A 23,696-nucleotide genomic window follows, 5' to 3' on the forward strand; every position below is an offset into this window, starting at 1 on the left:
GGTTGATCCATGGATCACCGAAATTCAACGCCCGGCGCATCTTGGCTTCCTGGTCTCACCGGGCTCAAAGCCCGACCATCCGCCTGACATCTTCGGCTGATGCGCCGGCATGGCGCAAAGCGGCAAGCCCGGTATCGCCCAGGCTCTTGGACAGCTTTCGCCCGTCAGGCCCGAGGATGAGGCGATGATGGAAATAGGCGGGTTGCGGCAGCCCCAGGAGTTCCTGCAGCAGGCGCTGCACGCCGGTGGCGGAAAACAGATCCTGGCCGCGCACGACGTGGCTGACGCCTTGCAGCGCATCGTCCATGACGACGGCGAGGTGATAGCTGGTCGGGATGTCGCGGCGCGCCAAGATCACGTCGCCCCAGTCTCGCGGGCGAGCTTCGATCGAGCGCGTCGCAAGGAGCGTCTCGTCGGAATACTCCGTCCAGGACAGGTCCTTGCCGACACGCGCCATGGCGGCCTCGACATCCAGCCGCCAGGCGAAGGGCGCATTCCCGGCAATCCGCCGCTTGCGTTCCCTGACCGGCAGCGCCTTGTCGGCGGCGGGGTAGAGCGGCACGCCATCGGGGTCGCGTGGCCAGTCGCGTCCGTGCCCTTCGCTGTCGGTGATGAAAGCGCGGATCTCGCCACGGCTCATGAAGGCGGGATAGACGAGTTCCTCCGCGATCAAACGCTCGAGCGCCGCCTGGTATTCGGCGAAATGCTCGGATTGGCGGCGCACCGGCTCTTCCCAGCCAAGCCCCAGCCATTTCAGGTCGGCAAGCACGCCGGCCTCGAATTGCGGCGTGCAGCGCGTCGTGTCGATATCCTCGATGCGCAGCAGCAGGCGTCCGTCGGCCCGTGCCGCCAGCTTCTGGTTGAGCAGCGCCGAATAGGCGTGGCCGAGATGCAGGTCGCCGTTGGGGCTGGGGGCGAAGCGGAATGTCAGGAGTGTCATCTCTCAGGCGGCAATCATGTTTTGCGGCGCTTCGCCAATTGCTACCCTGTCGACGGTCGAGGAACAAGAAAGCATGCGCCGTATCGTGACATCAGACGACATTGCCCGGGGGCTCGATGCGCTTTGCGTGATCGACCCGCGCCTGGAAAAGGTGCGCGGCATGGCCGGCGAGGTGCCGCTGCGGCTGTCCGAGCCTGGCTTCAGGAGCCTGGCGTCGATCGTCGTCTCGCAGCAAGTGTCCCGCGCCAGCGCCGATGCCATCTTCGGCCGGCTGACCAAGCTCGTCGATCCGCTGACGCCGCAGGCGATCCTGGCCGCCGGCGAGGACATGTTTCGCGAAGCCGGCCTGTCGCGGCCCAAACAGCGCGGCCTGATCGCTGTTGCCCAGGCCGTGGTCGACGGCCTCGACCTGCATCACCTCTGTTCGCTCGATGCCCAGGAGGCGATCACGACGATGACGGCGGTGTCCGGCATCGGTCCGTGGACAGCGGAAGTGTATCTCTTATTCGCCGCCGGGCATCCCGACATCTTCCCCGCGCGCGACGTCGCGCTGCAGAGCGCGGTCGGCCACGCACTCGGCATCGAGCCGCGTCCGCCGGAGAAAACCCTGATCGCATTGGCCGAATCATGGAGCCCGTGGCGAGGTGTCGCATCGCGGCTTTTCTGGTCCTATTATCGTGAAACCAGGGGGCGGGACGCCGCGCCGCCGGCCTGAATCCGCGAAAAATCATAAAAATCATGCATTTTTGGCGCTTCAGCGGCGCGACAATCCGCTTCACATCCCTGTCATGTCGGGCTTACAGTATCCGCGCCGTTCGGGTCTAGAACCAAGGAGGTGAACACGTGACGGTTGCCGTATCTCCGGATGGGCTTCCAGCACTGGTGCTGAATGCGGATTACCGTCCGCTCAGCTATTACCCCTTGTCGCTCTGGTCGTGGCAGGATGCCATCAAGGCGGTGTTCCTCGACCGGGTGAACATCGTCGCCGAATACGAGCACGCCGTCTCCTCGCCGACCTTCTCGATGAAGCTGCCGAGCGTGGTCAGCCTGAAGGCCTATGTGAAGCCGTCCAGGCATCCGGCCTTCACCCGCTTCAACGTCTTCCTGCGCGACCGCTTCCAGTGCCAGTATTGCGGCACGCCGGAGGACCTCACCTTCGATCACGTCATCCCCCGCCATCGCGGCGGTGCGACGACATGGGAGAATGTCGTTGCCGCCTGCTCGCCCTGCAATCTGAGGAAGGGCGGCATGATGCCGGCGCATGCCAAGATGTGGCCGCTGCAGAAGCCTTTCCAGCCGACGGTGCACGATCTGCACAACAATGGCCGCCTGTTCCCGCCCAACCATCTGCATGAGAGCTGGATGGATTATCTCTACTGGGATGTCGAACTGGAGCCTTGAGATCGTTCGAGAATTCGGGAGGCTGGCTCGTCTGGAGCGATTGTCTGCGCTTCCGATGCTCACGGACAAAATGTCCGCTCCGCTTCGGTTCTCGACAATCACTCCATACGACTCAGCCTGCCGAATTCTTTGAACGATCTCGCGTCGGCGCCATCGCGCCAAATCAGTCGCGGGTGAGGGCGCCGCGGAAGGCGACGGCGGCAAGGATCAGGCTGGCGATGGCGTTCCAGCCGGCCAGGGACAGGCCAAGGATGCGCAAGGCGGCTTTGTCGCAGGACGGCGGCACGAATTTGTCGAGCGCGTCGAGCACGCCCTTGCCGCCGGTGTCGACCGGTCCGGCACCCGCCGTGCAATCGGTCGGGCCGGCCCACCACTGCCATTCGACGCCGGAGTGGTAGACGCCGAGATAGAGGCCGTAGAGCATCAGGATGCCGCCGACGGCCAGCAGGCCGCGCGTCAGCCAGCTGGGTGCGTGCAGCATCGACGCAATCACCGCCAGCACCATCAGCGGCACGCCGATATAGTAGGGCGTGCGCTGTTCGAGGCAGAGGTGGCAGGGGATATAGCCGCCGAGATACTGGAAGCCGAGCGCCGACCCGACGGTGGCGGCCATGGCGACGGCGAGGAACACGGCGGTCAGCGTGCGCTGGCGTCCGGTGTCGGCATTCATGGTCGCTGTCATTTCAATCGGTCCGTCCGGCTCGCAATGGTTCTGTTCAGAACGCGTATTTGACCAGGATATAGAGCAAAATCAGGGCAGCCGCGCCGGCGCCGGCGATGAGGCCGAGGCGCTTTTCGATGAACTCGCGGATCGGTTCGCCATAGTGGCGCAACAGCCAGGCGAGCAGCAGGAAGCGGCCACCGCGGGCCACGATCGCCAGCACCACGAACAACAGCAAATTGACGCCGATGACGCCGGACAGGATCGTCACCACCTTGATCGGCGGCAGGTGGGCAGCGCCCGACGTGATCAGCATCAGGACGATGAAGCCGACGCCTGCCCCCGCGCGCAGCTGCTCGAACTCGTCGTACTTGCCGTAGAATTCGAGGATCGGCCTCGCCACCGCGTCATAGGCGTAGTGGCCGATGAACCAGCCGGCGATGCCGCCCAGCACCGAGGCGACGGTGGCGATCAGCGCATAGCGGTAGGCGCGATCCGGCCGCGACAGCGCCATCGGCAGATAGAGCACGTCGGCCGGCACCAGGAACACCGAGCTTTCGACGAAGGCGATGAAGGCCAGCCACCATTCGGCGGATTTGCGGGCCGCCAGCGACAAGGTCCAGTCGTAAAGTCCGCGAAGCATCGGCACTCCTAATGCGTGTCGTTCCATTGCGCAGGCAGGTGGGGTGTAACGGCATGCACCGAACAAAGACCCAGAGCACGCCATCCGTCCCCGCAGACGTGCCGCGCTTTGATGCGCCGCCTGTCTAGAAAGATTTTCCGCGCTGCACAATGGCAGCCCCGTCACGAAATCGAAAGGCGCAGTTTGGTCGCATCTTGGAGGCACTGGAGAATTGGCCAGTTGACGAACAGCCCTCCAACCGTATAGTCCCGCGCCATCCAGGCCGCCCGGCCTGAGCCCCTATGGCGGAATTGGTAGACGCGCTCGACTCAAAATCGAGTTCCGCAAGGAGTGCTGGTTCGATTCCGGCTAGGGGCACCATCCTTCACTCTTTGAGCTTCGGGTGGCAAATCCGCAACGCGATCAAGACGCTTTGCGCGTCACGGTGAAGTCACCGTCATTGGCCGCGCCGATCTCGCCAGCTGCCAGCAATTCGTCGAATATCCGTTCAAGATCGGCATTGTCATCGGCTGCCGGTCCGCTGAGCCGTTCCTGGCTTGTCAGCGTTTCCTGTGGTGAAGCTGGCGGTTCTCGTCGCGGCAACGAGCATGGGCGAGTTCGTCGGTCATGCCGCGCAAGCGGAGATCGGCGAGTTGAACCTTCACCGCGCCATAGTCTCGGAGCGCCGCGTCGCGCTCCTGGCGTAAGTTCGCAAGCTTGGTCTCCTAGGTTTGGCGCCGATGCTCGGCCACGCCCTCGGCGCGCTGCCCGACGCTCGGCGTTGCGCGGACCACGGTTTGATCGGTGGAGAGAGCGGTGGCGCTGCGCTGGAGCGGGCGCAACCTCTTTTCAAGTTCGACGGCCGTTCCTGCGCGGCGGCGGCGCAATCGCCGAGAACACCGCGCTGATGCTCGACCGTGGACAGCCGCGCCTGCAGGTCCTGCTGCACCAGCATCTGCGCAGAAAGTTTGCCGGTCAGTCGTTCATTGTGGAGCTGGTAGTCCGCGACCTTGGAACGAAGCAGCATGGCGGCCTGTTGCAGGGTGGAGTGCCGCGGCCAGTTGTAGGCGGCGCCACTACCGCCGCCCCAACAAGCTCTTCATGCGGTTGCGCAGCAGGCGGGCCATGTTGCGGGTTTCGCGGTAGAGGTGCAGTTGCGAGGCGGCCTGGCGGGTGAGGCGGTCGGCGTCCGGCGTCAGCCCGATCACCAGCGTGCCCATCGGCTTGCGCTCGGCCCACAGCCGGCTCATCACCGGATGGTCGGGCACCGCGCAGGAATCGGTCATCATGATGTTGGGATCGTCGAGATGCTGCCTGGTCACCTCGATCATCAGCAGCGTGCCGGGCGAATAGCTGGCCAGCGTCTCGTCATAGGCGGTCTTCCAGGTGTAGGCGATGCCGGCTTCGACGAAGACGATCAGGCAGGCGATGGTGCGGCCGTCGAGCGTCAGCGAGTGGATGCGGCACATGTCCTGCTCGGCCAGCCGGTGCACGGCTTCGCGGGCGAAGGCGGCGCGGAAGCGGTCGATCGCCATGGCGGTGCGTTCGCGGCCCTTCCAGCCGGCCGCTTCCAGCGTCAGGAAGCTTTCGATGGCGTGACGGATGTCCTCGGGACCGCGCGCGACGACATGCTCCAGCCTGCCGAGGTCGCCGAGGCGCCGCTTCAGGCGGCGGAACTCGCGATAATGGTGCGAGCGCAGCGAGGCCTTCAGATAATCATCGCCGTCGAGCTCACTCTCCAGCGCCGGGCGCTGGCTCTGGCCGGTGGTGACCAGCGTCAGGCCGCGCGCCTCGGCCACGGTGGCAAGCAGGCTCGCCACCGGGCCATCGAGCCGGATATCGGCCAGGACGAACACTTTCGGCAGCTTGAGGTGCGGGCGCGACAGCATCGAGAAGAAGTCTTCGACGACGCCGACCGGATCGTCGCGGTCGACCAGCGGCGTGCCGAGCGGACCGAACGGGCTCGACCATGTGCGCATGACCGGAACGCCGAGCGGCACCACCGGCCGCTCCACCGAGAACGGCACCAGAAGGCGCAGCCGGTTGCGGTATTCGTCGCCGTCGCGGATGACCGCCAGCCGCACCTCGCGATCCTCCAGCCGCGGCATGGCGGGCGCAAGGAAACGCGGGTTGAAGAACACGTTGGGTTCGACCGTGCGGGCGCAGAGATAGTCCAGCTCCTCGACCAGGTCGAAACCGGCGGATGCCGGGTAGATGGCGAGCTTGCGCTCGGGCCGGTTGTTGGCGAGGATCTCGATATGGGCGGGGTCGGCGTCGCGGGTCAGTCCGGCAAGGCCCGACACCATGGCGCCGGCGGTGCCGCCGCTGGTTTCCTCAAGCAACGGGATGGCAGCCATCACGCGGCTCCTTTCGCAGGGACGAAGATGAGCATGGCGATGCCGAGCTTGCGCCACACCGTGAACGAGAGCGCGCCGGCTTCGAAGATCATGGCAAAGGCGGTGGCCATTGCCGCGCCCCACAGGCCGAACATCGGGATGAGCACCACATTGAGGGCGATGTTGAAGGCCAGCGTCATGGCATAGACGGCAGCACAGATGTTCTGGTTGCCGCTCATCGTCAGCAGGCTTTCGCAGGGGCCGACGGCGGCGCGGGCCACGACACCGAAGACTAGCAGGAACAGCAAGGGATAGCCCGATGTGAATTCCGGGCCGAACAGCACCAGCATCGGCTCGCCGAGCGCCAGCACCAGCAGCGCCATCAAGAGCGAGGGCCAGAACGTCCACGACACCGTCTCGCGGGCGAAGGCGGCGAGCCTTTGCGGGTCGCCATGGGTGAACTGCGCATAGCGCTGGGCAACGCCGGCCTTGACGGCGAAATAGACGAAATGCACCAGCGCCAGCGTCTTCACGGTGGCGAAATAGACGGCGACGTCGTTGGGATCCATATAGGCGCCGACCATCAGCACGTCGGCATTGGTCAGCAGGAAGAAGAAGCTCTCGACCAGAAAGATCGGCAGCGAGACGATGAACCATTGCGCGAAATGGACCTTTGTCGGCCCGGCCGGAATCTGCCGTTCCATGCGCCGGGTGACACCGACGAGTTGTCCCAGCGTGGTGACGTAGGTGGCGGCGATCGAGGCGAAGATTGCGGTCCTGGCATCGGGTGCGTAGCCCGCAAACAGCATCAGCGCCATGAACAGCAGGATCAGCACCGGCCGCACCAGATAGGTCGGCGACAGGGCAAACAGCGCCCAGCTGTTGGCGCGTGCCAGGCCCGACAGAAGGTCGGACATGGCGATCATCGGCAGGCAGATGACGCCGAGGATGAACGGGATCACATAGTAGCTTTCGATCCAGGGTGCCGCCAGCCAGACGCCGAGCGCGCCGAGCCCGGCAATCAGCGTCGAGGCGATCAGCACGAACAGACGGCTGGCCAGCACGATGCCGCGCAACTCATCCATCAAGCCGCGCTCGCGGTATTCGGGAATGTAGCGGATGACGGAGGTGTGGAAGCCCAGGCAGGCGAGGTTTCCGACGATGACCATCGTCACCCAGACGAGGACGAAGATGCCGTATTCGAACGAGCCCATCCAGCGTGCCATCAGCACCTGGCTGACGAAGGCGATGACGGCGCTGACGATGCGGACCGAGAAGGCGATGACCGACATGCGGCTCGCCTCGCCGCGCTCGTCGGCGGTGAACAGCACGGCATCGATGCGGCCAAGCAACGGCCCCATGCGCAGCGCCCAACGCTGCGGCAAGAACCGCCCGGCAGTCGTGGCCGCGGAAAAGCGCACCCCGATTTCTCTCCGTTTTCCGCTTCTTTTCAGGCTTTGGTGTAGCGGAGACACATTAAGAAACGGTTGGGTGGGGAGCCCCCTTCTCCCCGTATAGTGACAGGGAGAAGGGAAGCGTTCGCTTACGCGAACGCCCCATGGCAGTGCTTGTACTTCTTCCCCGATCCACACGGGCAGGCTTCGTTGCGGCCGACTTTGCCCCAGGTGGCCTGGTTGTTGGGATCGCGGTCTTCGGGGGCGACGACAGCGGTCGTCTCCGGACGGACCAGGAGGGCGGTTTCGCCGCCTTCGAAGTCGTTCTCGCCGGTGGTGCCGTCGATATGGGTGCCGAACATGTCGGGGGCTTCCGGGGGCGGCGCTTCGGCGGCCTGGCGGACCAGTTCGACGCGCATCAGCTGCGCGGTGACGGCCTGGCGCAGATTGCCAAGCATGGCCTGGAACAGCTCGAACGCCTCGCCCTTGTATTCCTGCAGCGGATCGCGCTGGGCGTAGCCGCGGAAGCCGACGACCGAACGCAGATGGTCGAGATTGACGATGTGCTCGCGCCACAGATGGTCGAGCGTCTGCAGCACAACAGAGCGCTCGACATAGTTCATCACCTCGGGGCCAAAACGCTCGGCGCGCTCCTTGGCGGCGGCTTCGGCGGCCTGCGCGATGCGCTCGCGGATGTCGTCTTCGGCAATGCCCTCTTCCTTGGCCCAGTCATCGACCGGCAGGTCGAGGTTCAGGAACTCGGCGATCTCGGCCTTCAGCCCGGCAACGTTCCACTGCTCGGCATAGGCGTTTTCGGGAATGGCCTTGGCGACGATTTCGTCGATGACGCCTTCGCGCATCTCGGCGATCGTTTCGGAGAGGCCTTCGCCGTCCATCAGTTCGATGCGCTGCTCGAACACCACCTTGCGCTGGTCGTTGGAGACGTCGTCATATTTCAAAAGGTTCTTGCGGATGTCGAAGTTGCGCGCCTCGACCTTCTTCTGCGCCTTTTCCAGCGCCTTGTTGATCCACGGATGGATGATCGCCTCGTCTTCCTTGAGGCCGAGCTTCTGCAGCATGCCGTCCATGCGCTCGGAGCCGAAGATGCGCATCAGATCGTCCTGCAGCGACAGGAAAAATTTCGAGCGGCCGGGGTCGCCCTGACGGCCGGAACGGCCGCGCAACTGGTTGTCGATGCGGCGCGATTCGTGGCGTTCGGTGGCCAGCACATAGAGGCCGCCGGCGGCCAGCGCCTTTTCCTTCAGCCGCTCGATGTCGGCATTGATTTCCTTTTCCCGCGCCTCGCGCTCGGGTCCGGCCGGCATGTCGCCGAGTTCTTCCTCGATGCGCATCTCGGCATTGCCGCCGAGCTTGATGTCGGTGCCGCGGCCGGCCATGTTGGTGGCGATGGTGATGGCGCCGGGCTTGCCGGCCTGGGCGACGATCGCCGCCTCGCGCTCGTGATGGCGGGCGTTCAGCACTTCGAAATCGGTAAAACCTTCCTTGCGCAGGCGCTCGGCCAGCTGCTCGGACTTTTCGATGGAAGTGGTGCCGACCAGCGTCGGCTGGCCCTTGGCACTGGCTTCGCGGATCTCTCTCACGATCGCCTTGTATTTCTCCTCGACCGTCCGGTAGACCTCGTCGTCCTCGTCGATGCGTACGACCGGCAGGTTGGTCGGGATCTCGGTGACTTCGAGGCCGTAGATGTTGCCGAATTCCTCGGCCTCGGTCAGCGCCGTGCCGGTCATGCCGGAGAGCTTCTTGTAGAGGCGGAAATAGTTCTGGAAGGTGACGGAGGCCAGCGTCTGGTTCTCCGGCTGGATCGCCACATGCTCCTTGGCTTCGAGCGCCTGGTGGAGGCCTTCCGAATAGCGGCGGCCCGGCATCATACGGCCGGTGAACTCGTCGATGATGACGATCTCGTCGTTGCGGACGATATAGTCCTTGTCCTTCTGGAACAGTCGGTGCGCCTTCAGCGCGTTGTTGACGTGGTGGACGATGGCGACGTTCTCGACGTCGTAGAGCGACTCGCCCTTGAGCAGGCCGGCGTCGCGCAAAAGGTTCTCGAGCTTCTCGGTGCCTTCCTCGGTGAAGATCGAGGTCTTCTGCTTTTCGTCGATCTCATAATCCTGCGGCTGCAGCTGGATGATGAAGGTGTCGATGGTGTTGTACATTTCCGAACGGTCTTCGAGCGGACCGGAAATGATCAGCGGCGTGCGCGCCTCGTCAACCAGGATGGAATCGACTTCGTCGACGATCGCGTAATTGTGACCGCGCTGCACCATCTGGGCGCGCTCGTATTTCATGTTGTCGCGCAGATAGTCGAAGCCGAGCTCGTTGTTGGTGGCGTAGGTGACATCGGCGGCGTAGGCGGCGCTGCGCTCCTCGTCGGACAGGCCGTGGACGATGACGCCGACCGAGAGGCCGAGGAATTTGTAGACGCGGCCCATCCATTCGGAGTCGCGGGTGGCCAGGTAATCGTTGACGGTGACGACGTGGACGCCCTTGCCGGCGAGCGCGTTGAGGTAGACCGGCAGCGTCGCGACCAGGGTCTTGCCCTCGCCGGTGCGCATCTCGGCAATGCCGCCATTGTGCAGCACCATGCCGCCGATCAGCTGCACATCGAAGGGGCGCATGCCGAGCACGCGGCGCGCGGCCTCGCGGGCGGTGGCAAAGGCCGGGACCAAAAGGTCATCGAGCGAAGCGCCGTTGGCGATGTCCTGGCGGAATTTCGCGGTGCGGCCGACCAACTCCTCGTCGGAAAGCGCCCGCATCTCGTTTTCCATGGCGTTGATCGCCTCGACACGGGGCCGGGTCGATTTGACCCGACGGTCGTTGGAGGAACCGAAAACCTTACGGGCGAGACCGCCGAGACTGACCATCCACTGGTCCTTTCGATAGAATTCTCAATCTTGAGATGAGCGCCGGGCGGCCCCATCAATTCCACGTGAACGTGGACAAACACAAAAAGCGCCCGGAAAACGGTTCTGGACGCAAAGTCGTTGGACAGATAAGAGGGGGCTCAACTGATGTCAACGCCGCGCTGGCCCTGCTGGCTGCGCCAAATTCCGCCACAATCTGGCCGATCTGGAAGCACCCCTCTTAACAATCCCCACCGGAGTCCCCCTATGTCCCTGTTGTTTCGCCGCGCGTCGCTCGCCAGCCTTGGCTTGGCCGTCGGCCTGTCGGCCCTTTCGCTCTCGCCTGTGATGGCGCAGCAAACCGCTCCCGCTCCGGCGGATGCAGCAGCGCCAGCCGCGGCACCGGTCGATCCCAATAAGGTTATCGCCACGGTCAACGGTCAGCCCCTGACCGAAGCAGATCTGGTGCTTGCCGAAGGGGAATTGTCGCAGCAGTTCGCGCAATTGCCGCCCGAGCAGCGCCGTGCCGCCGCCCTTTCGGCTGCCATCGAGATCCGCGTCATGGCCGCCCAGGCGGTCACCACAGGGCTCGACAAGGATCCCGACTTCCAGCGCCGCATGGCCTTCCTGCAGCAGCGCGCGCTGCATGGCGAGATGGTCGAGAAGGGCGTCGTCGACAAGGTCACCGACGCCGAGGTCCGCGCCCGCTACGACCAGGAAATCGCCAACACGCCGCCCACCAACGAGCTGCATGCCCGTCACATCCTCGTGAAGACGAAGGAAGAGGCCGAGGCCATCATCAAGCAGCTCGACGGCGGCGCCGACTTCCAGAAGCTCGCCAACGAGCACACCAGCGATCCCTCAGGCAAGACCAGCGGCGGCGATCTCGGCTGGTTCGGACCTGGCCAGATGGTGCCTGAGTTCGACAAGGCGGCCTCCGCGCTCGAGGTCGGCAAATACACCGAGCAGCCGGTGCAGTCGCAGTTCGGCTGGCATGTCATCAAGCTCGAGGACAAGCGCACCAAGCAACCGCCGGCCTTCGACGACGTCAAGGACCAGGCCAAGCAGGCGGTCATCCGCGACAAGTATTTCGCGCTGGTCAAGTCGCTGCGCGCCGGCGCCAAGATCGAGATCCCCGACGCGAACCTGAAGAAGGCCGTCGATACGCTGGAAAGCGCCAAGTAAGACTGATAGCACTTTGAAAAAGGGCGCGGCAGCCAGGGTTTGCCGCGCCCTTTTTCATTGCCGTATTTTTAGGGGGCGGGCGCCGCTATGCCTTGCATCACGTAGTTGACCGCCTTGCGGATGGTCGCTTCGTCCTCGTTGAGGCGGTTGGTCAACAGATGTCTCCAGGCGAAGGAGGCGATCAGGTCTGCGACAACAGCTGAATCGATGTCGTCCGGGATTTCGCTCCTTGCCTTGGCGCGTTCGATGATCTGGCCGGTATGGGACCGTCGGCCCAGCGAGTAGTCGGCAAGGGCCGCGGCAGCGGTCTCGTCCGACTGTGCCTCGGCGATCAGCGACCGGAACACGCTTCCCGACGATGTCTCGCGCCAGTGAGCGAACAGGTTTTTCAGGAAGCCGACGAGATCCTCCTCCAGCCGCCCGGTATCGGGAACATCGACGCGCTTCTGGCGCTGATAGACTTCGAGCAGCAACGCCGCCTTGCTCGGCCACCAACGATAGATGGTGGGTTTGCCGGCGCGGGCCCGCCGCGCCACCGCCTCGATCGAGAAACCGGCATAACCGGCTTCGACCAGCACGGCCTCGGCGGCTTGGAGAATGGCATCGGCGCTGTCTGGATTGCGCCTTGCGCCAATCGATCTGCGTGCTGGATCGACGATTTCGCTCATTGGCCGTTCCTCCCAAAGCGGTTGCGTTTCGGCTGAAACGACAACCTGCCGCCACCTGTCTGCTTTGCCAATTCTTGCCAGCCAAATGGCAACCATTCCGGTGCAAAAACTCGCCTTCCCCGCCGCATTGTGCGGTCGCTGAAGCCATCTGGCCGCAAAAACGCCGATGCCGGAGATGTTATACATCATAGCTTGACGAAACGGAACGGCCCGTTTTATTCAACGAAACGTTCCGTTCCGATGGAGATCGTCATGACCACCATTATTGCATCCGGCTCCGCCCCTGCCGAGACGGCAATTTCAAGCTGGATGACCTTCTTGCTGGCTGCATCCTGCGGGCTGATTGTCGCCAACATCTATTATGCACAACCACTGATTGGCCCGATCGGCGCTGAACTTGGCTTACCGCCACACGCGGCGGGCCTGATCGTTACGATGGCCCAGATTGGCTACGGGATGGGCCTGTTGCTGATCGTGCCGCTCGGCGACCTAATTGAGAACCGGGGGCTCGTGCTTGGCATACTCGCCGTTGGAGCGCTCGCTTTGTTGGGCGCTGCATAACGCAGCCGTCGTCATTTCTGGCCGCGATGCTGTTTGTCGGCCTTGGCTCGGTCGCGGTGCAGATCCTCATCCCCTATGCGGCGCATCTGGCGCATGAGGCCAAGCGTGGCCGCGTGGTCGGTAATGTCTCGGTGGGGCTGTTGCTGGGCATAATGCTATCGCGCCCGTTTTCCAGCTTCATCACCGCGCTGTCGTCTTGGCATGTGGTCTATTTTGCTTCTTGCACGATCATGATCCTGCTGGCCTTGGTGCTGCGGTTTGCGCTGCCCAGGCGCGTGCCGACGACACGTCTGGGCTACGGCGCGCTTTTGGCGTCCATGGCGCATATCGTGCGCACCACACCGGTCCTGCGGCGGCGGGCTCTCTATCAGGCGTTCCTGTTCGCGGCCTTCAGCCTGTTCTGGACGACAACGCCGCTGCTGCTGGCCGGGCCTGATTTCGGCTTGACGCAGCGTGGCATCGGTTTGTTCGCGCTAGCCGGCGTCGCCGGCGCAATCGCCGCGCCGCTTGCTGGAAGGATTGCCGACCGCGGATGGAGCCGCCCGGCCACCGTCTTTGCCATGCTGTGCGTCGCTGTCGCGTTTCTCATGACCCACATCGCCCGCAGCGGCTCGACGCTTTCATTGGCGCTGCTGGTCGCCGCCGCCGTCGTGCTCGACTTCGGTGTGCAGACCAACCTTGTCCTCGGCTATCGAGACCTGTTCGCGCTCGGCGCCGCACATCGCAGCCGCCTGAACGGGCTCTACATGGCGACGTTCTTCATCGCGGGCGCAATCGGCTCAGGCGTCGGCGGTTGGGCGTATGCGCAAGGCAGTTGGCCCCTGGTGTCCTGGATCGGCCTGGCGCTGCCGGTTGCGGCACTGCTCTGTTTCGCGACCGAATTCATGTCGCGCGAAAGCGCGTGAACTCGTGCGCCGATCAGCTCATCATTGCATCGCTTGCGATGTCTCGGACTCGATGCGCCAGCCGCCGCCGGCCTTGAGCAGCCCAAGTGTGACGCGCGCCTTGCCGGTCAGGCGTGCCGCCGACTTGTCCTTTGGAAGATAGTCGTAGCGCATCGCAAAGACGGCCTCGGCGCGGTCCTCGCCCTGTGGAGTGACCTTCAGGCTACCGGGCTCCAGGCCAAGCGACCAGGAGGCCCATTGCGCGAACCAGTCGGTCTTCACTTTGACGATGGCATCGGCGTCGTAGCTTGTGCCGAAAATGGTGGCCGATGAGCTGTAGAGCCGCTTGACGGCCTCGCCCATCGCCTTGGTGTCCGGCGTCAGATAGTCCCGGCGCAGGAATTTCTCGATCGATGCGTTGTCGTCGCCCACCGAGCGCTCGAGCGTGGCGACTTCCGTCGAAGGCGCCGGCGTCGCGGCCGGCCTTTGTGGCTCTGCGGGTTGTCCGTCCGAGACGAATTCGAAGCGTTCGAGCAGCGAGCCTTGCTCCCAGGGGCGCTGGGTTTCGCGGGTTTGCGAAACCACGTCGCGGCGCACCGCGATCATCATGTCGTTGATGCTCTGGCCGGGCTCGGCGATGTGGCGCAGCAGGGCGGCGGCGAAGGGCGAGTTGCGTCCGCTTCCGTCCATGGCGACAGCGCCAGGTGCCGTCGAGAAGGCGATGAACGAGCCGCGCGTCGAATCGAACTGCGCCAGCCCGGCCAGCGCCGTCGCCGAGCGCGTGGTGGCGGTGCGGCTCAAGCTGCGCGCAAACGGGTTGTTGCGGCAGGCATCGAGAAACACCAGGCTGACCTTGGTCTGCTGTTCCATGATGTCGAGGACTTCGTCGATCGGCACCGCCTCGAGCTGCAGCTTGACCGGTACGTCCAGCCTGGCGTCGACCGGCACGATGTAGTTGCGCCCGTCGACCTGCAGGCCGTGGCCGGCATAGTAGAAAAGCCCGACGCCGGCGCCCTGGAGCGCATCGGAAAACGCGCCGATGCTGCGTTCGAGTTCGCGCTTGCCGAGATCATTGCCCTCGATGACCTCGAAGCCGATGGAGCGCAGCTTGTCGGCGATGTCGAGCGCGTCGTTGACAGGATTGGCCAGCGTGCCGGCTTCGGCGTAAGTGCCGTTGCCGATGACAAGCGCGACCCGCCGTTGCGGCTGCGCATCCGCGCTCAGCAGCAAAAGTCCCAGAAATGCCCATGCGAGGATCGCAAGCCTGCCCATGGGCCAGGATCATAACGCCATCGGCCCCGCCGGGCCAACGGATTTGAGATGCAGGCTTAACCCCGGGCGAGCTCGAGCTCCCGGACAGGAGCGACGAAAACGCCCTTGCGCCGGCGCGGTCTATCGGGCAAACCGGCCTTCCCTTGCGATTTTCCCGCCCGAGGCCTCCATGTCCACGACGATTTCGCCGCTTGCGCCGAAGAAATACCCGAAAATGCCAGAAATCGAGGGGGTGCGCATCGCCACCGCTGAGGCAGGGATAAAGTACAAGGGCCGCACCGATCTGCTGACCATGATCTTCGATGAAGGCACCGCGGTCGCCGGCGTGTTCACGAAATCGAAATGCCCCTCGGCGCCGGTCGACTTCTGCCGGCAGAATCTCGGCGCAGGCAAGGCGCGGGTGCTGGTCGTCAATTCCGGCAACGCCAACGCCTTCACCGGCAAGAAAGGCCGCGAGTCGACCGCGCTGACCGGCGAGGCGGCGGCGAAGGCGGCCGGCTGCACGGCAGCGGAGGTTTTCCTGGCCTCGACCGGCGTCATCGGCGAGCCGCTCGACACCGGCAAATTCAGCCATCTGCTCGCCGGGCTGGTCAGCAACGGCAAGCCCGGGCTGTGGACCGAAGCGGCAAAGGCGATCATGACCACGGATACTTATCCGAAAGTGGCGACCGCGACCGTCAAGCTCGGCGACACCGATGTCACCATCAACGGCATTTCCAAGGGCGCCGGCATGATTGCGCCCGACATGGCGACGATGCTCTCCTTCATCGCCACCGACGCGCCGATCGCCGCCCCTGTCCTGCAGGATCTGTTGTCGCGCGGCACGGCCAAGACTTTCAACGCGGTCACCGTCGACAGCGACACCTCGACCAGCGACACGCTGCTGATCTTCGCCACCGGCAAGGCCGCCAGGCGCGGCGCGCCTGACATAACCGATCCCAAGGATGCCCGCCTTGGCGCGTTCCGCCGGGCGCTCGGCAAGGTGCTGAAATCGCTGGCGCTGCAGGTGGTGCGCGACGGCGAGGGCGCCCGCAAGCAGGTCGAAGTCACCGTCACCGGCGCCAAATCGGCGCGGTCGGCCAAGCGCATCGCGCTGTCGATCGCCAATTCGCCGCTGGTCAAGACGGCGGTTGCCGGCGAGGACGCCAATTGGGGCCGCGTCGTCATGGCCGTCGGCAAGGCCGGCGAACCCGCTGATCGCGACCGGCTGTCGATCTGGTTCGGCGACAACAGGCTGGCGCACGAAGGCGAGCGCGATCCCGGCTATTCCGAGGCCGCGACGTCGGCCTACATGAAGCGCGACGACATCCGCATCCGCGCCGATATCGGCATCGGCCGCGGCAAGGCGACGGTGTGGACCTGCGATCTCACCAAGGAATATGTCGTCATCAATGGCGATTACCGGAGCTGATGGTTTTGAGCTCCAGGCATCCGGCAAGCATGCTGGCGATCGTACGCCGCTACGAGGCGGCCGGCTTTCGCGCCTGGCCGGCGGCCGCCGTCCACTATGACGGCACCTGGGTGGTGCGGCTGACCGCCGGCCACCCGGCCAAGCGGCTGAACTCGGTCAATCCGCTCGATCCCGGCGATATCATGCACATGGCCGACCGTATCGGCCGGGCCAGCCGCCGTTTCGATGCTTATGGCAGGCCGCTGACGTTCCGCATGTCGCCGTTGTCTGGTCCCGATCTCGCCGGCCATCTCGACCGCGAGGGCTGGAGCCGCTTCGACGAGTCGCTGGTCATGCGGTTGCCGCTGGCCGACGCGCAGCTCGACGACGCCATGGACCAGATTCCGCTAAAGGACATCAGCCGCTTTATCGGCGCGTCGCTCAAGGTCAGCGGTTCGGACGTTTCGCTGCGGCCTGGCCTGTCGGAGATCATCGGCGCCATCCAGCCCGAGGCCGGACTGTTCGCGCTCGAAGATGGAGCGGAGCCGCTGGCGACGCTGATCTGCGTGCACGACGGCGATCTCGCCGGCCTGTTCGAGGTCGCCACCGACAAGTCGGCACGCAACAAGGGCCACGGCCGCAACCTGATCCTGTCGGCACTGAAATGGGCACGGCTGCGGGGCGCACGGGAAGCCTGGCTGCAGGTCGAGGCCAACAATGTGCCGGCGCTAGCGCTCTACCATTCGCTCGGCTTCGAGGAAGTCTATCGCTACCACTACCGTCGGCCGCCGGGTCATGAATGACGTCGTGACCGCCGGCAAACGCCTGCTGCTGGTCGCCGCCTGCGCGCTGGTCGATGCCGATGGCCGGGTGCTTCTGGCGCAGCGGCCTCAGGGCAAGCAACTTGCCGGGCTGTGGGAGTTCCCCGGCGGCAAGGTCGAGCCGGGCGAGACGCCCGAACAATGCATCATTCGCGAACTGCATGAGGAAATCGGCATCGAAACCGACATCCCGTGCCTGGCGCCGCTCACTTTCGCCAGTCATTCCTACGACGATTTCCACCTGCTGATGCCGCTGTTCGTCTGCCGCCGCTTTCGCGGCATCGCGCAGCCCAGGGAAGGGCAGACGCTGAAATGGGTGCGGCCGAAGCAGATGCGCGACTATCCGATGCCACCGGCCGATGCGCCGCTGATCCCATTCCTCATCGATCTGCTCTGAGGCTCCCGTCCGGCCGATTCCCGGCCGAGGCGTTGTATCAGCCAGCGTTAATGGAAGATTTATCTCGTCGTGAAAAATTGAAGCATGGCCGTTCGCGGCCGAGCCGTCGATTTGCCGGGGAGCGATAGCATGAACCTAGACAGGGATTGGGACTCGATCCGGCCCGAGCGCGGCTTTCGCGCCGCCGATGCGGGCATGGGCATATTGCGCATCACGCTGCTGTTCGGTTCGGCCGCGGTGGCGCTGGCGCTGATCGCAACCCCTTTCCTCGACAGCCAGACACGCTCGCTGTCGGCCCGCGATGGTTTCGGCGGGCTCGATATGGCGACCACAGGCTCGATCGGCCATCGCGAAACCTACACGCTGCGCCGCAGCGTGCTGCAGCCGCAGCCGAGTTCGGTCTGCATCATCAGGGCCAATGGCAGGAGCAGCGGCGACTGCTGACATGGTTAAGAGATTTCGCAAAGGCGGCGGTTTCACCGCCTGTTAAGCCTTTGCCGTTAACCTTTCTTAACAGATCGGCGGTAGTCTCCTGGCGAGAGGGGTCGAGGTCATGCAGACAATACTGTTGGATTTTCTGAAGGACGAGACCGGCGCGACAGCCATCGAATATGGACTGATCGCGACCTTGGTGGCGTTGGGGATCATCACCGGCGTTGGTCAGTTTGCCGACTCGCTCACCTGGCTGTTCAGCGACAACAACAGCAAGCTTGCGAACGCTTTCGCACCCACTCCCTGATCCGACTTTTCCGCGCCTGCGGGCAGGATCATTGCCCGTCGGGCGCCTCCAGGATTGCTTTCAGCGAGACCTTGGCCGACCCTGGCTTCAGCGGTTTTTGCTGCGATGCGTCGGGCGCCCAGCCGGACATCCAGACAATCGAGAAGCTTGCCCTCACGCGGCCGTCGGGGTCGGAAAATCGCTCGGCGTAGATTTCCGCCGCACGGGCAAACAGCTTGCGCGAGCCCGGCCGCCGGCTGCGATCGGTGAGCGCATTGGTTTCGCCCATGGCCCGCAGATCCGCCATCAGGTTGAACAGGCTGGCATAGCGCACCGTCACCGTCTCGACGTCGGCGACCGGCAGAGCGAGACCGGCGCGCTGCAGCAGCGCACCGGCATCGCGCACATCGGTGAACGGTGTGACACGCGGGCTGGCGCCGCCGTAAAGCTCGGTCTCGGCCGCAAGCAGGCTTTCGCGCAATTCGAAAAGCGTGCCGGCGCCGGCAAAGGCGCCGAGGAAAAGCCCGTCCGGCCGCAACGCACGGCGGATCTGGATCAGCATGCCGGGAATGTCGTTCATCGCCTGCAGCGACAGAAGCGACACCGCCAGATCGAGGCTTTCCGCTTCGAACGGCACGGTTTCGAGCGGTGCGATCAAGCCGGCATCGCCACCGCTGAGGAAAGCCGTGTCCGCCTCGACGCGGGAGATGTCGGCGACCTTGCCGCTTTCGGCGAGCGTCTCAGCCGCCGCCGGCGTCTGGCAAAACAGCACAGCCGCCTTGCCGAACCTGCGCTCGACGGCGCCCAGCCGGTCGGCAAGATCCTCGGCCGTGCGGCGCATCAGGAAGTCCGCACCGTCGACCGGATGGGCAAGCGCGCGCCGCTTGTGCGCCAGCCACAGAGAGGTATCCATTATCGGCTGCAACGGGCAGATCCTTTGTTTGTCCACGCTCCGGGATCGTTGATATAGTGGCGCGCAGGAGCAACCACGTGGCCGATCCGATGCCCAAGATCAAGTCCATCGAGATCATGAACCTGGCCCGGTCGGTTGTCGGCTTGCCGGCGCGCATCCTGTTTCCGCCGGTCTGCGCTGGTTGCCGGCGGCATGTCTCGCAGCCCGGCGTGCTGTGCGGCGCCTGTTGGCCGAAGCTCAGGCTGCTGGAACGGCCATGGTGTCCGGTGATGGGCACGCCCTTCACCCACCATATGGGCGAGGGCTTTCTGTCGGCCGAGGCAATCGCCGATCCGCCGCCTTTCGAGCGGGCGCGGGCGGCCGTCGCCTATTCCGGCGTCGCCCGCCAGATGGTGCAGGGGCTGAAATACCAGGATCGCACGGATCTCGCGCCATGGATGGCGCGCTGGATGGTGCGCGCGGGTGCCGATCTCATCGCCGAGGCGGACGTGGTGGTGCCGGTGCCGCTGCATTGGCGGCGCTTCTTCAGGCGACGCTTCAACCAATCGGCGGAACTGGCAAGGGCGGTCTCGGCGCTCAGCGAATTGCCCTTCGCCCCCTCGGCGGTGCGGCGTGTGAAACTCACACGCCAGCAGGTCGGGCTGGAGCGCGGGGAACGCGAGGAAAATGTGCAGGCGGCCTTTCGAGTGCCCGCCGAGGCGGAAATCGAGATTGCCGGCCGCAGGGTGCTGCTGATCGATGATGTCTACACCACCGGCGCCACGGTGCGTTCCGCCACCAAGGCGCTGAAAAGGGGAGGAGCGGCCGCCGTCGACGTGCTGACCTTTGCCCGTGTGTTGCCGGGGGACTTTCGGGCCGACGAGTCCGCGACTATATAAGTCGGCAACGAACAGCGGAAATTCGTCATGGCCGATGTCACCATCTACACCCGCATGATGTGCGGCTATTGCACGGCAGCCAAGCGGCTGCTCGAGGGCAAGGGCATAGCCTTTACCGAGCACGATGCCTCCTTCTCGCCGGAACTGCGCCAGGAGATGATCTCCCGGGCGCATGGCCGCACGACCTTTCCGCAGATTTTCATCGGCGATACGCATGTCGGCGGCTGTGACGACCTCCACGAGCTGGAGGCCGCAGGGCGGCTGGACAAACTGCTCGCCAACGGCGCGACGAATTGAGGGAATGACGATGGGTGTTTTCAAAGCCGCTGCGATCCAGATGCGTTCAGGCGAGAGCCCCGAGCGCAACGCCGTCGATCTCGAACGGCTGGTGCGTGAAGCAGCCAGCCTAGGTGCCACCTACATCCAGACGCCGGAAATGACCGGCGCGCTGATCCGCGACAAGGAAGTTCGCGCCGCATCGTTCACGTCGGAGGACAAGGACATCGTCGTCGCGACCGCGCGCAGGCTGGCCAGGGAGCTCGGCATGTTCCTGCATATCGGCTCGACCGCGATTTTGCGCGCCGACGGCAAGCTCGCCAACCGGGCGCTGCTGTTCGGGCCGGATGGTGCTGCGCTCGCCACCTACGACAAGATCCACATGTTCGACGTCGATCTCGACAATGGCGAGAGCTGGCGTGAATCCGCCGCCTACGAACCGGGCACCGAGGCCGTCGTCACCGAGATCGAGGGTGCAAAGCTCGGCTTCGCCGTTTGCTACGATCTGCGCTTTCCGCAACTCTTCCGCGCCGAGGCACTGGCCGGTGCCGACCTGCTTTCCGTACCTGCCGCCTTCACCCGCCAGACCGGCGAGGCGCACTGGCACGTGCTGCTCAGGGCCCGCGCCATCGAGAACGGCGCCTATGTCGTCGCCGCCGCGCAGGGCGGCTTGCACGAAGATGGCCGCGAGACCTACGGTCATTCGCTGATCGTCGATCCGTGGGGCCGTATCATCGCGGAAGCCGCGCATGACGAGCCGGCGGTGATCGTCGCCGAGATCGACCCGGCGCAGTCGCTTGCCGCGCGCAAGAAGATCCCCAACCTCAAAAATGCGCGGGATTTTGCCGTCAATGCCGGCTTGGGCGAGTTGCCGCGGCTCAGGGGTGCAGCCTCTTGATCCGTTTTGCCCTGATCTGCGAGCACGAGCACGAATTCGAAGGCTGGTTCCGCAGCAACGACGATTTCGACACCCAGAAGAAGCGCGGCTTTGTCGACTGCCCGAGCTGCGGTTCGCACAAGGTGCAGAAAGCGCTGATGGCGCCGGCTGTCTCCACGGCGCGCAAGCAGGAAACCATAGCGCTGGCCATGGGCGAGGCGCAGAAGCAGGCTTTGGCGCAGTTAAAGGCGATGGCCGAGAAGGTGCGCGAGAATGCCGACTATGTCGGCGACAAGTTCGCCGAGGAAGCGCGAAAGATCCATTTCGGCGAGAGCGACCCGCGCGGCATCTATGGCGAGGCGACGCTGGACGAGGCCAAGAGCCTGGCCGAGGACGGCGTCGAGTTCATGCCGATCCCGGTGTTCCCGGACGATCGCAACTGAGCGCAAGGCGACGGAAAGCGGCCGTCGCGGTGTGGGGTCGGTTGACGTTGGCGGGACAGGGCGGGCGCGAAGGATCGCAACAGAAATTAGCTCACGCTCCCGATCAGCTTTTCTAGCAGACGCGAGAGTGTTTCCCGTTCCGCCTGTGTAAGGCCCGCGAGAATCTCATGCTCGTTGGTCACGTGGGCGGTAACGGCCGCATCGATCAAGGCCAGGCCCTTGTCGGTCAGCCTCACGACAATGCCGCGCCTATCGTTGGGATGCGGCTCGCGCAGGATCAATCCGGACGTCTCGAGCCGGTCGAGCCTGTTGGTCATGGCGCCTGACGTCACCATCGTCGCTTCATAGAGGGCGGTTGGCGTCAGCGCGTAGGGAGAGCCTGAACGGCGCAGCGTGGCCAGCACGTCGAATTCCCCGGACTGCAATCCATAACGGGCAAACAACGGCGCCAGGCGCTCGCGGGCGATCAGCGAGGCGGCCTCGTTCAGCCGCCCGAGCACACCCATCGGCGAGACATCCAGATCGGGCCGCTCCCGCTTCCATTGCTCGATCGCCCGTGCTGCCCTGTCCAACTGTCTCACCATCATATATCTTGACGTTAAGAATCTTTCCATTATCTTATCGTACCATGCAATGCCGGCCAAGCGCCGCGCTACAGGATTCGGTCAATGAAACTTCTCTGGGATTCGGCGCTCGGACTGCTGGTCGTCACCGGCGGCCTGCTCGGCCTGACGCTGCCGTTCGGCAAGCTCGCCACGGCTGCCGGCGTGCCGGCCATGGTCTGGGCCTTCGTCATCTCGCTCGGCGCCGGCGGCGTCTTGCTGTGCGTGCTCCTGGCTCGCGGCCAGCGGGTCCGGCTCACCGCGCACAAATTCCGCTATTTCTTCGTCACCGCCGCGGTGTCCTATGCCGTCCCCAACCTCCTGATGTTCTCGGCCATCCCGCATCTGGGCGCCGGCTACACCGGCATCATGTTCACGCTGTCGCCGGTCATCACGCTGGTGTTCTCGATCCTGCTGCGTGTCCGGCGCCCCAACATGCTGGGCATTGTCGGCATCGCCGTCGGCTTCGTCGGCGCCGTCATGGTCGCGGTGACGCGCGGCGAGGCCGGCCAGCCGGCCGATCTGTTCTGGGTGGCGATGGGGTTGCTCATCCCGGTCAGCCTTGCCGCCGGCAACATCTATCGCACGGTCGACTGGCCGGACGGCACCGGCCCGATCGAGCTTGCCGTCGGCAGCCATCTGGCGTCAGCGGCGATGCTGCTTGCCGGCATTTTTCTCCTGTTCGGCGGCAAGGCTTTCGTGCCACTCGGCGGCGTGCCGCTGGTGGTCGTCGCGCAGGTCGCGTCGGCGTCGGCGATGTTCGCCTTCTTCTTCAGGCTGCAGGCGGTTGGCGGTCCGGTCTATCTCAGCCAGATCGGTTATGTGGCGGCGGCCGTCGGCCTGTTTGCCGGCACCATCTTTCTCGGCGAGCACTATCAGCTGCTGACCTGGGCAGGCGCGCTCATCATCACCGCCGGCGTGTTCATCACCACCAAGGCACAAAGCCGGAAGGCGTGAGCGGCCGCAGGGATCCGAACTGCCTTCGCGACTGGAGCCGATTTCACCTGAATTTGTATCCAGATCTGCTTTATCTTCCTGTTTGAGCGTGATCTTTTCCGAGTGCTCTGGAGCATGCCATGAACGAACCGAAGACATCCGTAGGGACTGCCGTCGATGTAGCTGATTTTCGCGCCGCGATGCGGCTGATCGTCGGCAATGTCAGCGTCATCACCGCCGGCACCGGCGAGGATCGCTCCGGCCTGGTGGTCATTTCGGTCGTCTCGCTGTCGGCCGAGCCGCCGAAGGTGATCGCCTGCGTCAACAGGTCGTCCTCGACCTGGCCGGTGATCGAACGCTACCGGCATTTCGGCGTCAATTCGCTTGGCCCCCAGCATCAAAAGGTGGCCGAGCGGTTCTCCGGTTTTGGCGGCATCAAGGGCAAGGACCGCTATGAGGGCGCCGAATGGATGACGCTCAAGACCGGAGCTTTACTGCTTTCGGATGCGGTGGCCGCATTCGACTGCAGCCTCGACGAGATGATCGATCGCGGCACGCATTCCATCGTCATCGGTTCGGTCGAGGCCGTGCGCACGTCCGATGCCGGCCAGGCGCTGATCTACTGGCGCGGCGGCTACAGGCCGCTGAATTCTGAATGAG

At 64.5% G+C, this 23,696-nt stretch carries 25 protein-coding genes, 1 tRNA gene and 1 pseudogene; 17 read left to right on the forward strand and 10 right to left on the reverse strand.

The window, feature by feature from the left end; translation table 11 throughout:
- Positions 1–64: 64 nt before the first annotated feature.
- Complete coding sequence (gene gluQRS / locus MESCI2_RS0120140; protein WP_027038152.1) at positions 65–940, reverse strand: tRNA glutamyl-Q(34) synthetase GluQRS; 876 nt, start codon at positions 938–940, stop codon at positions 65–67.
- Positions 941–1,013: 73 nt separating this feature from the next.
- Between gluQRS and MESCI2_RS0120145 the strand changes: the two genes are divergently transcribed.
- Together MESCI2_RS0120145 and MESCI2_RS0120150 are read left to right on the forward strand one after the other, a co-directional pair.
- The gene (locus MESCI2_RS0120145) at positions 1,014–1,655 is read left to right on the forward strand and encodes a DNA-3-methyladenine glycosylase family protein (RefSeq protein WP_027038153.1); all 642 of its coding nucleotides are present in this window, start codon (positions 1,014–1,016) and stop codon (positions 1,653–1,655) included.
- Positions 1,656–1,783: 128 nt separating this feature from the next.
- Positions 1,784–2,341, forward strand: coding sequence for an HNH endonuclease (locus MESCI2_RS0120150; RefSeq protein WP_006328497.1), 558 nt, complete (start codon positions 1,784–1,786; stop codon positions 2,339–2,341).
- Between the two features lie 163 nt (positions 2,342–2,504).
- Here the strand turns inward: MESCI2_RS0120150 and MESCI2_RS0120155 are convergent, their stop codons facing one another.
- Both MESCI2_RS0120155 and MESCI2_RS0120160 read right to left on the reverse strand, forming a co-directional pair.
- A complete protein-coding gene (locus tag MESCI2_RS0120155) occupies positions 2,505–3,023 on the reverse strand; it encodes a disulfide bond formation protein B (protein ID WP_027038154.1) in 519 nt (172 codons plus the stop codon).
- A 34-nt stretch (positions 3,024–3,057) separates the two neighbouring features.
- A complete protein-coding gene (locus MESCI2_RS0120160; RefSeq protein ID WP_027038155.1) occupies positions 3,058–3,645 on the reverse strand; it encodes a YqaA family protein in 588 nt (195 codons plus the stop codon).
- A 275-nt stretch (positions 3,646–3,920) separates the two neighbouring features.
- Between MESCI2_RS0120160 and MESCI2_RS0120165 the strand changes: the two genes are divergently transcribed.
- Positions 3,921–4,005: transfer RNA gene (locus tag MESCI2_RS0120165), tRNA-Leu, on the forward strand.
- 176 nt (positions 4,006–4,181) lie between these two features.
- The gene (locus MESCI2_RS1000000138505) at positions 4,182–4,331 is read left to right on the forward strand and encodes a hypothetical protein (RefSeq protein WP_197031572.1); all 150 of its coding nucleotides are present in this window, start codon (positions 4,182–4,184) and stop codon (positions 4,329–4,331) included.
- A 369-nt stretch (positions 4,332–4,700) separates the two neighbouring features.
- Here MESCI2_RS1000000138505 and MESCI2_RS0120185 read toward each other — a convergent pair whose 3' ends face one another.
- The 3 genes from MESCI2_RS0120185 to secA all read right to left on the reverse strand — a co-directional run bounded on the left by MESCI2_RS0120185 (position 4,701) and on the right by secA (position 10,236).
- Positions 4,701–5,981 carry a GNAT family N-acetyltransferase gene (locus MESCI2_RS0120185; protein ID WP_027038157.1) on the reverse strand — a complete coding sequence of 427 codons (1,281 nt, stop codon included), beginning with the start codon at positions 5,979–5,981 and terminating at the stop codon, positions 4,701–4,703.
- Complete coding sequence (locus MESCI2_RS0120190) at positions 5,981–7,381, reverse strand: lipopolysaccharide biosynthesis protein (RefSeq protein WP_027038158.1); 1,401 nt, start codon at positions 7,379–7,381, stop codon at positions 5,981–5,983. The genes MESCI2_RS0120185 and MESCI2_RS0120190 overlap by 1 nt, the downstream gene beginning before the upstream one ends.
- Positions 7,382–7,503: 122 nt before the next feature.
- Positions 7,504–10,236 (reverse strand): preprotein translocase subunit SecA, encoded by a 2,733-nt coding sequence (secA, locus tag MESCI2_RS0120195; protein ID WP_027038159.1) that lies wholly within the window; start codon positions 10,234–10,236, stop codon positions 7,504–7,506.
- A 246-nt stretch (positions 10,237–10,482) separates the two neighbouring features.
- Here secA and MESCI2_RS0120200 point away from each other — a divergent pair, with 246 nt between their 5' ends.
- Complete coding sequence (locus MESCI2_RS0120200; RefSeq protein WP_027038160.1) at positions 10,483–11,400, forward strand: peptidylprolyl isomerase; 918 nt, start codon at positions 10,483–10,485, stop codon at positions 11,398–11,400.
- Positions 11,401–11,468: 68 nt separating this feature from the next.
- Here the strand turns inward: MESCI2_RS0120200 and MESCI2_RS0120205 are convergent, their stop codons facing one another.
- Positions 11,469–12,068 (reverse strand): TetR/AcrR family transcriptional regulator, encoded by a 600-nt coding sequence (locus MESCI2_RS0120205; RefSeq protein ID WP_027038161.1) that lies wholly within the window; start codon positions 12,066–12,068, stop codon positions 11,469–11,471.
- A gap of 252 nt (positions 12,069–12,320) precedes the next feature.
- Here MESCI2_RS0120205 and MESCI2_RS01000000134945 point away from each other — a divergent pair.
- Positions 12,321–13,534, forward strand: a pseudogene (locus MESCI2_RS01000000134945) (MFS transporter).
- A gap of 21 nt (positions 13,535–13,555) precedes the next feature.
- On the opposite strand, the gene MESCI2_RS0120215 reads toward MESCI2_RS01000000134945, so the two are convergent.
- Positions 13,556–14,785: a caspase family protein gene (locus MESCI2_RS0120215; RefSeq protein ID WP_027038162.1), complete on the reverse strand. Its 1,230-nt coding sequence runs from the start codon at positions 14,783–14,785 to the stop codon at positions 13,556–13,558.
- Positions 14,786–14,954: 169 nt separating this feature from the next.
- Between MESCI2_RS0120215 and argJ the strand changes: the two genes are divergently transcribed.
- The 5 genes from argJ (at position 14,955) to MESCI2_RS0120240 (ending at position 18,132) form a co-directional block, all read left to right on the forward strand.
- The gene (gene argJ, locus MESCI2_RS0120220; protein ID WP_027038163.1) at positions 14,955–16,196 is read left to right on the forward strand and encodes a bifunctional glutamate N-acetyltransferase/amino-acid acetyltransferase ArgJ; all 1,242 of its coding nucleotides are present in this window, start codon (positions 14,955–14,957) and stop codon (positions 16,194–16,196) included.
- A 29-nt stretch (positions 16,197–16,225) separates the two neighbouring features.
- Positions 16,226–16,978 (forward strand): GNAT family N-acetyltransferase, encoded by a 753-nt coding sequence (locus tag MESCI2_RS0120225; protein WP_027038164.1) that lies wholly within the window; start codon positions 16,226–16,228, stop codon positions 16,976–16,978.
- The gene (locus MESCI2_RS0120230) at positions 16,971–17,393 is read left to right on the forward strand and encodes a (deoxy)nucleoside triphosphate pyrophosphohydrolase (RefSeq protein WP_023811151.1); all 423 of its coding nucleotides are present in this window, start codon (positions 16,971–16,973) and stop codon (positions 17,391–17,393) included. Before MESCI2_RS0120225 ends, MESCI2_RS0120230 begins: the two co-directional genes overlap by 8 nt.
- 129 nt (positions 17,394–17,522) lie before the next feature.
- On the forward strand, positions 17,523–17,837 hold the full coding sequence (locus MESCI2_RS0120235) for a hypothetical protein (RefSeq protein ID WP_027038165.1): 315 nt from the start codon (positions 17,523–17,525) through the stop codon (positions 17,835–17,837).
- A 109-nt stretch (positions 17,838–17,946) separates the two neighbouring features.
- Complete coding sequence (locus MESCI2_RS0120240; RefSeq protein WP_027038166.1) at positions 17,947–18,132, forward strand: Flp family type IVb pilin; 186 nt, start codon at positions 17,947–17,949, stop codon at positions 18,130–18,132.
- Positions 18,133–18,160: 28 nt separating this feature from the next.
- Here MESCI2_RS0120240 and MESCI2_RS0120245 read toward each other — a convergent pair whose 3' ends face one another.
- Positions 18,161–19,036: a methyltransferase domain-containing protein gene (locus MESCI2_RS0120245; protein WP_027038167.1), complete on the reverse strand. Its 876-nt coding sequence runs from the start codon at positions 19,034–19,036 to the stop codon at positions 18,161–18,163.
- Positions 19,037–19,101: 65 nt separating this feature from the next.
- On the opposite strand from MESCI2_RS0120245, the gene MESCI2_RS0120250 reads away from it, so the two are divergent.
- From MESCI2_RS0120250 to MESCI2_RS0120265, 4 genes are read left to right on the forward strand one after another with little or no spacing between them, the layout of a single operon-like run.
- Positions 19,102–19,902: a ComF family protein gene (locus tag MESCI2_RS0120250; protein WP_027038168.1), complete on the forward strand. Its 801-nt coding sequence runs from the start codon at positions 19,102–19,104 to the stop codon at positions 19,900–19,902.
- Between the two features lie 27 nt (positions 19,903–19,929).
- Positions 19,930–20,199: a glutaredoxin 3 gene (gene grxC / locus MESCI2_RS0120255; RefSeq protein WP_027038169.1), complete on the forward strand. Its 270-nt coding sequence runs from the start codon at positions 19,930–19,932 to the stop codon at positions 20,197–20,199.
- A 10-nt stretch (positions 20,200–20,209) separates the two neighbouring features.
- The gene (locus MESCI2_RS0120260; RefSeq protein WP_027038170.1) at positions 20,210–21,076 is read left to right on the forward strand and encodes a carbon-nitrogen hydrolase family protein; all 867 of its coding nucleotides are present in this window, start codon (positions 20,210–20,212) and stop codon (positions 21,074–21,076) included.
- Positions 21,073–21,498, forward strand: coding sequence for a DUF1178 family protein (locus MESCI2_RS0120265; protein WP_027038171.1), 426 nt, complete (start codon positions 21,073–21,075; stop codon positions 21,496–21,498). Before MESCI2_RS0120260 ends, MESCI2_RS0120265 begins: the two co-directional genes overlap by 4 nt.
- 86 nt (positions 21,499–21,584) lie before the next feature.
- On the opposite strand, the gene MESCI2_RS0120270 is transcribed toward MESCI2_RS0120265, so the two are convergent.
- Positions 21,585–22,070, reverse strand: coding sequence for a MarR family winged helix-turn-helix transcriptional regulator (locus MESCI2_RS0120270; protein WP_027038172.1), 486 nt, complete (start codon positions 22,068–22,070; stop codon positions 21,585–21,587).
- Positions 22,071–22,166: 96 nt separating this feature from the next.
- Here MESCI2_RS0120270 and MESCI2_RS0120275 point away from each other — a divergent pair, with 96 nt between their 5' ends.
- Together MESCI2_RS0120275 and MESCI2_RS0120280 are read left to right on the forward strand one after the other, a co-directional pair.
- Positions 22,167–23,057: a DMT family transporter gene (locus MESCI2_RS0120275; protein WP_027038173.1), complete on the forward strand. Its 891-nt coding sequence runs from the start codon at positions 22,167–22,169 to the stop codon at positions 23,055–23,057.
- Positions 23,058–23,176: 119 nt separating this feature from the next.
- Complete coding sequence (locus tag MESCI2_RS0120280; RefSeq protein ID WP_027038174.1) at positions 23,177–23,695, forward strand: flavin reductase family protein; 519 nt, start codon at positions 23,177–23,179, stop codon at positions 23,693–23,695.
- Position 23,696: the final 1 nt, after the last annotated feature.

Source organism: Mesorhizobium ciceri WSM4083 (genome assembly GCF_000519305.1).
Classification (GTDB): Bacteria; Pseudomonadota; Alphaproteobacteria; order Rhizobiales; family Rhizobiaceae; genus Mesorhizobium; species Mesorhizobium ciceri_B.

Bases quoted from the DNA above. Each gene is read 5' to 3' on its own strand.
- MESCI2_RS0120280 (WP_027038174.1), top strand. From the start codon at position 23,177: ATGAACGAACCGAAGACATCCGTAGGGACTGCCGTCGATGTAGCTGAT.
- MESCI2_RS0120225 (WP_027038164.1), top strand. From the start codon at position 16,226: ATGCTGGCGATCGTACGCCGCTACGAGGCGGCCGGCTTTCGCGCCTGG.
- MESCI2_RS0120230 (WP_023811151.1), top strand. From the start codon at position 16,971: ATGAATGACGTCGTGACCGCCGGCAAACGCCTGCTGCTGGTCGCCGCC.
- gluQRS (WP_027038152.1), bottom strand. From the start codon at position 940: ATGACACTCCTGACATTCCGCTTCGCCCCCAGCCCCAACGGCGACCTG.
- MESCI2_RS0120205 (WP_027038161.1), bottom strand. From the start codon at position 12,068: ATGAGCGAAATCGTCGATCCAGCACGCAGATCGATTGGCGCAAGGCGC.
- MESCI2_RS0120275 (WP_027038173.1), top strand. From the start codon at position 22,167: ATGAAACTTCTCTGGGATTCGGCGCTCGGACTGCTGGTCGTCACCGGC.
- MESCI2_RS0120240 (WP_027038166.1), top strand. From the start codon at position 17,947: ATGCAGACAATACTGTTGGATTTTCTGAAGGACGAGACCGGCGCGACA.
- MESCI2_RS0120160 (WP_027038155.1), bottom strand. From the start codon at position 3,645: ATGCTTCGCGGACTTTACGACTGGACCTTGTCGCTGGCGGCCCGCAAA.
- MESCI2_RS0120235 (WP_027038165.1), top strand. From the start codon at position 17,523: ATGAACCTAGACAGGGATTGGGACTCGATCCGGCCCGAGCGCGGCTTT.
- MESCI2_RS0120200 (WP_027038160.1), top strand. From the start codon at position 10,483: ATGTCCCTGTTGTTTCGCCGCGCGTCGCTCGCCAGCCTTGGCTTGGCC.
- MESCI2_RS0120145 (WP_027038153.1), top strand. From the start codon at position 1,014: ATGCGCCGTATCGTGACATCAGACGACATTGCCCGGGGGCTCGATGCG.
- secA (WP_027038159.1), bottom strand. From the start codon at position 10,236: ATGGTCAGTCTCGGCGGTCTCGCCCGTAAGGTTTTCGGTTCCTCCAAC.
- MESCI2_RS0120185 (WP_027038157.1), bottom strand. From the start codon at position 5,981: ATGGCTGCCATCCCGTTGCTTGAGGAAACCAGCGGCGGCACCGCCGGC.
- MESCI2_RS0120215 (WP_027038162.1), bottom strand. From the start codon at position 14,785: ATGGGCAGGCTTGCGATCCTCGCATGGGCATTTCTGGGACTTTTGCTG.
- MESCI2_RS0120155 (WP_027038154.1), bottom strand. From the start codon at position 3,023: ATGACAGCGACCATGAATGCCGACACCGGACGCCAGCGCACGCTGACC.
- MESCI2_RS0120260 (WP_027038170.1), top strand. From the start codon at position 20,210: ATGGGTGTTTTCAAAGCCGCTGCGATCCAGATGCGTTCAGGCGAGAGC.
- argJ (WP_027038163.1), top strand. From the start codon at position 14,955: ATGTCCACGACGATTTCGCCGCTTGCGCCGAAGAAATACCCGAAAATG.
- grxC (WP_027038169.1), top strand. From the start codon at position 19,930: ATGGCCGATGTCACCATCTACACCCGCATGATGTGCGGCTATTGCACG.